Below are 12,645 nucleotides of genomic sequence, written 5' to 3'. Positions count from 1 at the left end.
CGACGGTGCTGCTGCCGCACTCATTGTGACTGATTGGGAGGAAATCACTGAGCTTGACGCAGAATTCGATGCGATGACAACGCCCGTTGTGATTGACGGTCGGCGTGCTATCGATCGCCGTGACGGAATTGTCTACGAAGGCCTGACCTGGTAATACCTCGAATGTATCTACGGGTACCACTCTGTCTGCTCCGAGTCTGAGACTAGTTGACGATCTTAACCAACGTCAGCGCGATTGTATCCCCCAAACGTTGGTTAATATATTTTGAATTAGCAATAAGTTATGATATTAACTGGTCGCCAGAAGACACTTACCTGTCTTCCAGCTATCGCGCCCATATGTACCGGGGCGCAGCCGGTACATCACCACCCCGCACATATGATCACACGGGCAGTCACCATCGAAGACATCGATGACCTGTACCTGACGTGGAACGGCCATATCAACGGCTCTGCCCTCTATCGCCGCGCCCTCCGAGAAGAGATGGAGCTTCGCGACGTCGACCCGAACGAGCTTCGTGACCTCTTCGAACGGGCTCGCGAACAGGGCTACACGAAAGACGAGATCGTCGACGAGACCAACCGCTACGCTGATCTCAAAGCACTCGTCGACGACGCAGAGGAGTAACCCGCTATGTCACAGGACAATACGCCCTCCGATTCCACGAGCGACGCACCGACACCTGAATCACCCGCCACTGACGACCAGGCGTCCCAGTCCCTGATCAGCCGTCATCTCAAACCGACGCTCAGTCGTATCCCACCGCGAGTGCTCTCCCTCGGTATGGGGCTCGCGTTCCTCGTCGTCGCCGTCGGCCCAGCTGCTGCCCAAAGTCAGGTCGGCGACGTCTACTGTGACACGGGCGTCGCGACCGGCATCGACCTGGTCTTCGGCGCGGTCGCTGGCCTTGGCCTGCCTGCAACCGGCTTCTATACGGGGAAGGCTGGCCTCTCGTACATGCGCGCCGGCGGCAATCCAGAGAAAAAGAACGATGCGAAGGAGAAGCTCGTCATGTCCGGCATCGGCTTCGGCATCGTCGTCCTGGCGCTCATCTCGCCGACGCTTATCGACAAGGTCGGCAGCCAGATGGGGTTCGGCTTCTCAGATTGTGTCAAGCCATTTTGATAGTATTTCGAATAGATAGCGAACTGTCCCCGCGATCCCCCTCCATACACTATGTCCGCCCGCCGCTCGATGGCCACCGTGTGTGCCCTTCTCCTCGTGAGTGCCACCGCTGGCATCGTCGCTGCAGGAGGATTCAACGCCACCACCACACCAGAGGCAGGTGACGCTGTGCCCGACGATGGTCCCGCCTACGGCGTGAACAATAGCACCTTCCAGCGACTCTGGTCGGAAGACATCGACAACAACAATCTGTCAGTCGATGATTTCGACGACGCCAACGTTTCATCCCGCGCCGAGTTCGCTCATCGACTGGCTCGGTCGACGGATATCCCGTTTGCTCGCCCACCGCAGGCGGCCGACGACTGGAACAGCGGGGATTTCGGCGATTACACGCCCGGTGGCCGAAGCAAGTCAGTCCATCCGGCTGGTGCCTCACTTGTGGACGGTGTCTACATCAAAGACGCGTACGTCAGCATCTTCGCCACGCAGCCGTCGACGATCCTCCACCACGCGAACGGAACGACTCGGTACGTTGCTCCGGACGGCCATGTCCGAACGATCAGTGACTACCGCGTTGCCGTCCCCCAGGATGATCGCAATGGGTCACATCGTGAACGCTGGTCGGTCGACCGAACGCGTATCAAGTCTGTAAATCTCTCCGCAGCAGGACGAACGCTTGATTCGGGGAGTGGTCATCAGGCCACACTCCAGTACACCAATCTCTCAGGCGATCCACAGTTGACCGCCGAAGCCACCATCACGGTGACGCTTCGTCACGTCACGCTGGACTGTCCGGATTGGAACTCCTCGATATCGAGTTGTGACGGCGACTGGACGCGCACCGTCGAAACGCCCGAAGCGTCGCAAACGGTCTCGACGTCACAACGTGTCGTCGTCAACCGCCTGTCGGATATTGCTGGCAAACGTGTCCGATTCGACGCCACCGAAGATCGGGTCGGCGCTGCCGTCCATCCGAACACCGAGTGGTCGACGATTACCGTCGACGGCGACGTTCGCGCGCGGAGCACTTGGTGGTTCTACACAGCCGGTCGAGCCGGCTGGCAGACGATGGTCACGAGCACCGCAACTGACACAGTCCATTCCACGTCGTCGGTGCGGCCGGTCCAGATTCACGCGTTCCCGAGTCAGCAAACACCATACGTTCCGACCGACCTGACCGACGATGGTGAGCGTCCACTCACTATTGCAGAAACGTGGGGTAGCGAACAGGCAGGTCCGTCACTGCCGCCGAACATCGACCTCGAGTCTGCTGACCCGTACGTGAACGCCGACTCGATTGCAGTGACGTCCACAACCCTCGACAAGACCGCCTTCCGTGATGTCACCGTGCATGGGATCGTTCGCGGGCAATCGCGGACAGTCACCCTCTCCGAGCAGCAGACCGTCCGCGAGACGGATCTCACTCTCACGGTCACCGACGCCAACTCGACCCACGCGGTCGTCCGTGCGACAGTCACCGGAAATTCGACCGACGCATCTGTGACAAGCGGTCGCGTGACGATCCGCAACCAGACCACGGCGCTCAACAGCAGTGGGATGGCCACGCTCACGATTTCGAACCCTGGGACACTCGTACACGGTCAGTACCAGCCGCCCGCGTGGTGGCGGACTGACCGTCCCTACGCAGCGTCCACGGACATTGCAAAGACGCCGGCGAACTACCCCGACCTCCAGACACTGATCCAACTCGTCGTCGTAACGATCCTCTGGTTCATTCCGCTCGCAGTCCTGATCTTCGGATTCGACTACATGTCCGATGGCGCACTACTCGGTCTCTCAAATCGAACATGAACGACACCACAGACCCATCCAGCCACGACAGGCGTATTGGCCGTCGAACAGTTCTCACTGGGCTCAGCGGAACGCTCGTCGCACTCGCCGGCTGTACAGACAACTCTGAAACTGGCGACACCCCCACGAACAGTACTGATACGACAACTGAGCCGCCTGCAGCACAGTCAGACGCGTTCGCCGGCGTTAGCGTTGACGCCGGCCAACTCGTCGTCACACTTGCTCGTGATACGTCCGCCGGGTGGGTGCATCGCTTTGGACCAGATGGGGATCTTGCGGAGAAGGCAAAGGTAGCACCGGACGGCCGGGAAGCGCAGTTCGATCTCGTCGGGCAGAGCGTCGACGGCTATACACCTGGAGAGCATCGCCTCGCAGCCGTCAAGAACGACAAGTCAGTCGGCGAAGTGACGCTCACTCTCGAGCCCGAAGTGACACTGACCAACTTCCGGTGGGCGGAAAACTACCCGGATATGGAGTGGGACAAGTCAGCGAACAACTGGGAGACACACGCCGCATTCCGCTTGGAAAACACAGGCAGTGGACCTGCTATGCTCACTCGCACCCGGTGGCGGAATGCACCGTTCGTCCTTCGCACTGATGAAGACGAACAAACGTTCGACCATCCAAAGGTGCTTCCACCAAGTGAAACGACGACAATCTATGCGATTCCGCCGGTTTACGAGACCAGCGGTGGTCTCGTCGGTGCGTCGTCCGTCGAATGCGGGAAGATCGACACGAAAACGCTACATCTGGAGGCTATCGTCGAACCGGGTGCCGACTCATCGTTCTCACAGATGATTGAGTACGGAGGCGAGGAGGGCGCTTGCGAACTCACTATCGTCGATAGCGAGACTACCGGCTCTCCACAAACTGCAAGCAACGGGAGTGGTTCCTGAATATGGGGTGGCTGGAAAAACAGGTTGAGAACGCCATCAACGATGTCCTCACCCGGATAAAGGAGGGGCTGCTTGGGTTAGCAGAAGACATCTTCCAAGCTCTCTTAGAGCCGATTGTCGGTGTTCCGGCTCCGGAATCCGATTCTCGGTACATCGTCGTTGGAACGCCATCGAACGATCCGTGGCAGTCCATCTACCAAGATTTCTATCTCCCGTATATCCTGCCACTGACGGTTATGCTGTTAGTCATCGCCCTCGCATTCGTCGGACTTCGAGCGGGGTCAATTAGCGAGTATCGGCGGAAGCGACTCCTCCGTCGTATCGGCATCGTGTTCATGGGATCGTTCGTCTGGTTCCCGCTCATCTCGATTCCCCTCCAGTTCGTGAACGCGATCGGGATGACGCTCGCACCCATCGAGGAGATGTCCGCCGGGTTTGGCGGATTGGCGAAAGCGGGACTCGGAGGGCTAATCGCGGCACTAGTCATGGTGTTCGTAGAGAACATCCTCCTACTCGCAGCCGCGTTCGTCTATGGCCTCCGATGGCTAGGTGTGATCGTATTGACGCCGCTGATGCCGTTACTCGGCGTTTTGTGGGCTGTCGACGTCTGGCCCCTCAATTCGATGTCGAACATCGCCCGGCGCGGAGCGAGTATCTATCCAGGGCTCATCATCGCAGGGATTCCAGCGGCGGTTCTGTTCCGACTTGGATGGCAGACCGACCCGGCTAGCGGGTTGAGTGCGCTGTTCGCGTTGGTACTTGGTTTATCGCTCATCCCGGCAGCCTGCATCGCGAGTATTCTAACCGTCTACTGGAGTGCCCCCACACTACAGCGGATAGCCAGCTCAGGCGCAGGTGCAACCGCGAAGGGCGCACCGAAAGCGAAGAACGCCGCCAAGCGAGGCACCGGGAAAGCCGCCCGTGGTGCCCGGAACGTGCATCGAGGATACGCTCAGAACAAAGCTGGCCCGGTGACGAAAAGCGGACAATCCCAGCTCGGGAGTGGCGACTCGAACGCATACACACTTGGGTCCTCCGCGCAGTCGGCGAAGGGGCATGCAGGCCGCTACAACAACCTGCGGCAGTCGAAAACCGGCCGGATGCGCGACAAGGCCAAAGTCGACGCGAGTCACGCCACGCAGGCAGCCAAAGCCCGGTCGAAGCAGGCGTTCAGGAATACGAAAGAGAAAGTCTCACGGTGGTAATCAACGATGAGTACGAATACTGACGATCACGAGTACAGCGCCCGACGAATCCATCAGTCACTCGGCGGGACAACTGCGTTCTTCCAGGGGTACACGATCAGCGAGCTCATGCTGTTCGTCGGCGTGGCGTTCATCACGCTCGTCGGCGCAGCACTCGTTCCAGCTACCTTGACGATCCCTATTCTCGGGTTCGGCCTCATGCTCGGACTCCTCCTTGGAATCCTCCACAAGGTCAAACCCTCCTACCTGTGGCTCACCGAGTGGCTCGCGGCCCGTCTCGGCTGGGCAGTCAAGAACAAGGAATACACCCACGGCGAAGACAACAGCGAAGTCCGCTACCTGACCCGTGTTGGCCAGGTCTTTCCGCACGCTATCGAGCGCTCTGACGGCGCGCTCGTCGGCGCGATGAAGGTCGAACCGGCGAACATGGCCCTCGAGGACGACGACGCATGGGCGAAAGCCGTGGACTCGCTCTCCGAGTTCGTCAACGCGACCGTCGACTTCCCCGTGAAGTTCTACATCACCAGCCGCGAAGTCGACCAGGACGACGTCGTCCGCGACCACCAGCGTCGTCTCGGCGACGCCGACGTCCGCTCTCGGCCAGTCCTCAAACGGCTGCTCGACGAGTACATCACCACGAACACGGACCAGAACGGCGATATCGACTCCGAGACCACGACCATCCGCGAGTACTACATCATCACCGCAGTTCGCGACGAGGATGTCGAACAGCTCAACGAAACCGGCGATAGCGTCCTCACCTACCTCGCCAACATTCCTGTGCTGGGACGTGTATTTGGCCGGTTCCAGTCTGACGGTCTCTCCGAGGCCGAACGCGACCGCCTCAAGGAAGACAAGCTGGAGTCCCGGCTCGGCCAGCTCCGCCGCGGTGGGTCGTCGCTCTATCGCTGTTCGATGAGTCCCGTCGACGCCTACGACCTCACCCGAGTGACAAAGGAATACTGGACAGGACACACCGAAGAGTACGGGGAGATCACTGATGCAATCGGCACGTTCCCGGTCGTCGCACACGGCATCAGTGACGACGTGCCAGCAACGCCCGACCCGGACGACGTCGTCGACGCGATGGACGACAGCCAGTCCAGGAGGCAGACTGCGACGACCAACAGCCAAGATCAGGAGAGCGACGAGTGGGACGTCTCCGTCGACGACCTCGAAGGGGATACCGACAGAGCAGAATCCCCCGGCAAAGCCGATGTGTCCGCCGAGGATCGCCTCGACGATACGTCGACGCAGCACCAGTCGGTGATCGCGCCGTCGACGGTCGATTGGGAAACGACCCACGCCGTCATCAACGACGACACGTACGTTCGGACGTTCTGGATCGAGCAGTTCCCCGAAGAGCCAGCCGACGGCATATTCGAGCGCTTACTCCTAGAGACCGACCTGCAGACGGACATCAGCATCCATCTCGATCCCTTCGACAGCCAATCGGCTGAGGACATGATGGCTGACTGGATTTCGGATCTGAAGGTCAACCAGCACGACTCGAACAGCCTCAAAGCCGAAGACCTCCAAGAGGATATCGACCGTGGGAAGTTCATGCGGTCGCTCGTCCGGGCGAACAAGGCGTCGTTCTACCGAGGTGGCGTCTTCATCCGCCTCTCTGCCGAGAGCAAGCAAGAACTCGACACCCAGACCACCCGCCTGCGCTCAATCGTAAAGGACGCGCCGGCGAACTGTACGCTCAAAGTTGCGAACCGCTGGCAGGAGAAGGGATTGGCGACGGTCTCACCGCTCGGTGCGAACGAACTCGGTCGCGACCGCATGTCGACGCTGACGAATCAGGCGGTCGGCGCGATGTTCCCCTTCAGTTCGAACTACATGATGATGGACGACGGCGTCGAATACGGCTACCACGGCCACAACGGCTCACCCGTCCAGATCAATCCCTGGAACCTCGAAACTGGCCATAGCGAACTCGTCGTCGGGATGCCCGGCGCCGGGAAGACGTTCGGCGATATCATGCGCCACTTGCGGATGATGAAACGCCAGCAGGACACGATGCTCGTGATGATCGACCCGGTCGGTGGGTTCAGGGGTATCGCCGACGCCCTGGATGCGAAGACGATCACGGTGGGTGGCGATACACAGCTGAATCCGCTGGAGATCCGGGAGACACCGCAGGAAGTCCTCGATGCCGATGACGGTATCTCACCGCTGTCGGCGAAGAAAGACGAGGTCTACGCGGTCCTCGAGAACTTCCTGACCGCTCGCGACATCGACCTCGGGACGGAGACGGGTGTGCTCTCGTACGTCATCGACGAGACCTACCGCCAAGCAGGCGTCGTCGAGGACGATATCTCGACGCACACGCCCGAGAACTCGCCGACGATGACCGATGTCCATCGGATTCTCGCCGATATCGCGGAGAACCCCGACGAACACAATATCGCTGCGTCCGAATCGGCCCGCGAACGCGCCGCCCAGTACGCCGATGAACTTGCGATCGCATTCCAGCCGTTCCGCGAGGGCGGGTCGTACGACAACCTCGCGGAGCGCTCGGAAGTCGACATCCTCGAGGGCGATAACAAGGTCGTCTACATCGACCTCGGTCAGATCGAAGGCAGTGCGTCGGGGATCGACCGCCAGACGTTCCTGATGCAGCTACTCCTGTCGACGGTCTACCAGCAGGCGAAAAAGACCGACCGGAACGTCGAACTCGCCATCGACGAAGCCCACTACCTCTTCGAGGATCAGGCGAATCTCGATTTCCTCGAAACGGCGTTCCGCCACCAGCGCCACGCCGGCCTTCGGATGGTGCTGCTCTCCCAGACCGCCCAGGAGTTCTACGAGACCGACCAGGCCGAGAAGATCCTCGGCATGTGTCCGATCAAGGTCTTCCACAAACTTCCCGACCTGGACGACGAGACGGCCGACAAGATCGGATTGACGCGCGAGCAACGCCAGTACGTCCGTGGTGCCGACGCCGGCAAGGAGGACCTCGGCTACAGTCAGGCGCTCGTCCGCGTCGAAGAACACGGCACGTATCCACTGCACATCGTTGCAGACCCGTTCGAGAAACGGGTCATCGACTACGAACCAGCGGATCAGGAGTTCATCCAGCAAGCCATCAGCGAGCAGTCCGAGGAACTGGTCGATTTCGAGGCGTTCGTGGAGGACGAAGCGGGGATGAACGCCCTCACTAACCGCTACGACCTTAGCGAGGACGAGGCCACGCGACTTCTCGACGGCGAACTCTCCGAAGCGGACATCATCGACGCAGTCGTTTCGAACGCACAGCGGAACGGTACGGTAGAGGGGTCAGCCCGTGCCGACGGTGGCGAGAACGCCAGCGAAGCCGACGAGGAGGTGAGCGACGATGCTTGACGGACTCTTGGGTGGCAACCCGCAGTACGACGCCACACAGCTACCGATCGAAGAACCACTCGTCCAGGACGCTGCGGATGCGCCGGGTATCTTGCTCCGGATTCGCCCGTTCAAGGAGAATCGGGGCGTCGTCGACGGCGCCGGGCTGCTCCAGTCAGTCCACGACGTGACGACGAACTTCCGAGGGAAGAACACGAGCGACCACCACTCATTCGAAGTCTGGTTCGACGAGGGCAAGGTCAAATTCTTCATGCACGCCGCGACCGAGGCGGCCGCCGACAAGTTCCGTCGCCGCGTCGGGAACAACTACGCCAACAGCGAAGTGTTCCCCGTCGACGGTGGGACTGCCTTCCCCGTCATCGACCCCGACGAGTACGTCGCTGGCGCGTCCCTAGAGATGCAGAAAATCCCGTACTACCCGATTCGCAATCACAACAGCGAGGAATGGGCGACGGATCCGTACGGCGAAATCACGAGCGAGATGCTCTCGCTCGATGATAGCAAAGTCATCACGCAAGTCGTGTTTCGCCCGGCGAAGCAGTCCTGGACGGACGGCGACCGCTTCAAGCACAACAGCGTCGACGACCTCGCCCACGCGCTTCGGCAGGGAACGTCGGTCGGATGGCTGAATCCCCGGACGCGGCCAGCGAGCGAGAAGGACAAGCAGGCCGCCAAGACTATCGAACAGCAGCGCGGCCAGCAGGCGTTCCACGTCAACATCCGCGTCCTCGCAGTCTCTACGGACAAAGACGAAGCCGAGGCGCGTGCCCGTGGGGTCGCCGGGATGTTCAGGAAGTACTACAACGCCATCACCGAGCAGGGCCTCGACGATACGCCAGTGTGGCACCGCAAGGACAGCAAGCGTGCGAGACAGCTCCGCCAGCACGTCTCTCAGATGGCTGACCGCGAGTGGACCGACCGACGCATGATCATGACCGTCGACGAACTCGCCGGCGTCGCCCACATCCCGAACAACGATATCGAGACGCCGAACATCGACTGGCGCTACACCCAGCGTGGCGACCGCGTCCCTGCCGATACCGACCAGTACGAAGACACAGCAGCCAGGCAACGTTCTGGCGATCGTCCCACCGAACTGGGAGGGGAGGATCGTGTTTGATCGCTTCTTCGGTCGCGACGAGGACCAGGACACTGCGACGGATGCAGACGCATCTAACGCATCACCCGACACGGATTCCCCGACGGAAACGGGGGGAAACGGGAACGGTGCAACCAACGGGGATACCGCATTCGAGAATAGCCTAGGTCCGCAGTCACTACTTGGCGAATCGTACGATATCACTGAACAGGACACGGACTACGTCGGGAGCAAGCCCGTTATCACTGAGACGCTGAACGAGGGCACCGTTGCTGGCGCTCACGTTCGTGAGATGCTCGAATCGGGCGTCGATACCGCACCATCGCCGCTCTGGATCGGCTACGACGAGGACGCCCAACGTGGGTTCCGCGAAGCCCCGCTCCAGTTCGAGTCGCTCTTCCGCCATATCTGGATCACCGGCACCACCGGCTACGGGAAGACGACGGAGCTGCTGAATATGATGATCCAGTGGGCGTATTCAGGGTACGGATTCGTATACTTCGACCCGAAGGGCCGTGACTCTCGCGAACTGCTGCGGATGCTCCCCGAGGACCGGCTCGACGACGTCGTCTGGATCGAACCCGGCTCATCCGAGCACGACAAGACGGTCGGGCTGAACTTCCTCGAAGTCCCCGACTGCGAGACTGAAGAGGAGCGTGAAAACGAGATCGAGAATCGCATTGAGAACCTCAAGGCGATTTTCGATACGGACGAGTACTGGGGGATCAACATGGAGTCGATCACCGAATCGATGGGCCGGGCGATGATGCAGTCCGACCAGCCGTTCTCGGTGATCGATATGTACTTCACGCTACTGCACGCCGAGCGCCGCGAGGAGTTTGCCTACGATGTCGACGATCCGTACGTCAGAGAGTTCTGTCTCGAAATTGCACGGATGGACGACGAGACAATCCGCCCGCTGCTCAAACGCATCAAGTCGTGGGTCGAAAACTCGGTCATCCGGCGCATCATCTCACACCGCGAGAGCACCATCGACTTCCGCGACATCATCGACAACGACCGGATCGTCATCGTCCGCACGCCCGTCGAGAACACGGACATCAAAAAGATGGTCACGCTCGGCGTGATGCGGAACCTCTGGAGCGCCATCCAACAACGGTCCTACGAACGCGATACTGATCCAGAGCCGTACTTCGTCCTCTGTGACGAGTTCGACGACATCGCAAGCGAAAACCTCGATATCGAATCGATGCTCGCTCGCGCCCGGTCGATGCGCCTCTCCGTGACCTTGTCGTCCCAGTATCCCTCACAGTTCGGTGAGGACACGCGCAAGGCGATGCAGAACAACTGCGATAACCTCATCGCCTTCTCCGTGAACGACGTCGACGACGCCCAGCTCCTGATGAAGCGGTTCCGTGACTATACGGCGGAGGACCTGATTTCGACCGACCAGTACCAAGCATGGACAAAGCTCCCGTTAGAGGGCGGTCGGTACTCCGAACCGGTCCTCCTCCGAACGTTCCCGCCGTATCCCCCGCTCCGGTCAGCGGATGCCGTAGACGACATCATCGAGACGAGTTTAGATCGCTACGGGACTGACCCGTTGACCGACGCGGAGATCATGCAGAACCTCATCTACAGCGACGCCAACGAGGCAGCCAACCCGACACAGATACTGGGCGAGACGATGGCCGAAGCGGTTCGAGCGGTGCAGCTACGGGAGGGCGTTCGGGAAGCGAATAGGTGGGTGGACGTCGTCGATGTCGACGAAGAACTCTCGACGCGTCTTGAGAACAGCCATCCCGATGTTGAGTATGCGGACGACGACTTGCCGGGGGTGCGTGACGCGTCGCCGTTGATCGACGTCGAGTTACAGGACAGCGATATCGTGGCGCGACTGTCCGAGGAGGGCGAAGCGGAGGTTCAGCCTGAGACAGGCGGGGTTGAGTCGGCAGGCGGGTCCGACCACGATGCGGTGCTCATGGATACCGAGCGGGCACTCACCGAGCGCGGATTCAGTGTCGATGTTCTCGAACAGGACGGGAGCGAACAACCTGACGCCACCGCGACGCACCCAGATCATGATGTCGTGTTCAACATCGAGGCCGAGACGACGACGCCTGACCGGCCTGCGAAAGTCTTGCAGAACCTCACACGAGCGCACGACGCAGACCGCGTCCCGCTCTTTGTCGTCCGCCCTGGCGACCCCGAGACGGAGTGGGCGACGCGACTCGAGAATATTCTCTCGGTGCCGCTGCAAGAGCGGGCGGACGGTACCGAGCAGTTCTACAACTGTGACGAGGTCGTGACCTTCGGCGGTGGTGCTATGGCCCACGGCGGGGTAACTGCCGTTCGACCCCGCACATCCGAGACGAATCGGACAGTCTGGACGCGTGACGACGGTGAACGTGTGCTATCAGATGGTGAGACGGAATTCACTCGCGTTCCAGACGAGGGAACACTCTCGAAAGACGGCGTCCCGGCCTACTACAGCTACGACCACGAAACCGGACAGTACACAGTGCATAAACCCGGTGAGACGCAGGCGTATGGCTCGAAAGACGAGTTCGAGGCGGAGTGGACGCCGATCAAGCGACCATTCATTCCCGATGTCGAACTCCCAGATCCGGACTATTCGCGCGACAGCTACATCGTGTTGCTGCTGCCGGAGGACGATGCTCCCACGATATTCCAGCAGGGAAAATCGTATACACTCTCCGAGAGCCCAGACGAGGAGGACTTGTGGCCGGATGCTATCACCAGTGAGAACGCGCAGGCCACCATATCGATGGATGCCGGTGAGGAGACGCCATCGACGGAGTCTACCGCACCATCAGATGAGTCGGGGGAGATCGACCCGAGTGGTGACGGCATCGAGGCGTTCGCAGCGATGTACATCAGAGAAGCTGAGGGAGCACAAGTACCAAAGGAAACGCTGTTTCAGGCGTACTCGGCCTGGACTGATCAGCACGATATTGATGGGACAAACGCGAGTTGGTTCGGTCGAAAGCTCGCGAACGTCGTCGAGTATGAAAATGATCGGGTCAGAGATGGCGACGATCTGGTGACGGTCTACAGCGGTGTCGACCTCACGCCAGACGGCTCGAAGTTCCTTGAATAATGAGAGATATCAGATATATGGATGAAATCCAGGTGGATGGTGTTCAGGTCAATCATACCCAATCACCGAAATCT

8 protein-coding genes are annotated in these 12,645 nt (G+C 60.1%); all 8 read left to right on the top strand.

Annotated features, from left to right (window positions below):
- Positions 1-379: 379 nt before the first annotated feature.
- Genes ACFQEY_RS15135 through ACFQEY_RS15100 form a run of 8 tightly spaced genes read left to right on the top strand, consistent with a single transcriptional unit; the run spans position 380 to position 12,571 of the window.
- Positions 380-628, top strand: coding sequence for a hypothetical protein (locus ACFQEY_RS15135; protein ID WP_379770129.1), 249 nt, complete (start codon positions 380-382; stop codon positions 626-628).
- A 6-nt stretch (positions 629-634) separates the two neighbouring features.
- Positions 635-1,126, top strand: a complete 492-nt coding sequence (locus ACFQEY_RS15130) for a pilin (protein ID WP_379770127.1) — start codon at positions 635-637, stop codon at positions 1,124-1,126.
- Positions 1,127-1,177: 51 nt separating this feature from the next.
- A complete protein-coding gene (locus ACFQEY_RS15125; protein WP_379770125.1) occupies positions 1,178-2,938 on the top strand; it encodes a DUF8186 domain-containing protein in 1,761 nt (586 codons plus the stop codon).
- Positions 2,935-3,834, top strand: a complete 900-nt coding sequence (locus tag ACFQEY_RS15120) for a hypothetical protein (RefSeq protein WP_379770122.1) — start codon at positions 2,935-2,937, stop codon at positions 3,832-3,834. Before ACFQEY_RS15125 ends, ACFQEY_RS15120 begins: the two co-directional genes overlap by 4 nt.
- A 2-nt stretch (positions 3,835-3,836) precedes the next feature.
- Complete coding sequence (locus ACFQEY_RS15115; protein WP_379770119.1) at positions 3,837-5,039, top strand: hypothetical protein; 1,203 nt, start codon at positions 3,837-3,839, stop codon at positions 5,037-5,039.
- A 6-nt stretch (positions 5,040-5,045) separates the two neighbouring features.
- A complete protein-coding gene (locus ACFQEY_RS15110; protein WP_379770116.1) occupies positions 5,046-8,390 on the top strand; it encodes a VirB4 family type IV secretion system protein in 3,345 nt (1,114 codons plus the stop codon).
- Positions 8,383-9,510: a DUF8128 domain-containing protein gene (locus tag ACFQEY_RS15105; protein ID WP_379770114.1), complete on the top strand. Its 1,128-nt coding sequence runs from the start codon at positions 8,383-8,385 to the stop codon at positions 9,508-9,510. Before ACFQEY_RS15110 ends, ACFQEY_RS15105 begins: the two co-directional genes overlap by 8 nt.
- Complete coding sequence (locus tag ACFQEY_RS15100) at positions 9,503-12,571, top strand: TraM recognition domain-containing protein (protein ID WP_417448643.1); 3,069 nt, start codon at positions 9,503-9,505, stop codon at positions 12,569-12,571. Before ACFQEY_RS15105 ends, ACFQEY_RS15100 begins: the two co-directional genes overlap by 8 nt.
- Positions 12,572-12,645: the final 74 nt, after the last annotated feature.

The organism is Halorubrum trueperi, from assembly GCF_042662525.1.
GTDB classification, from domain to species: domain Archaea; phylum Halobacteriota; class Halobacteria; order Halobacteriales; family Haloferacaceae; genus Halorubrum; species Halorubrum trueperi.
The sequence above is the reverse complement of the archived record's forward strand: the minus strand, read 5'-3'. Positions and strand labels throughout refer to the sequence as shown.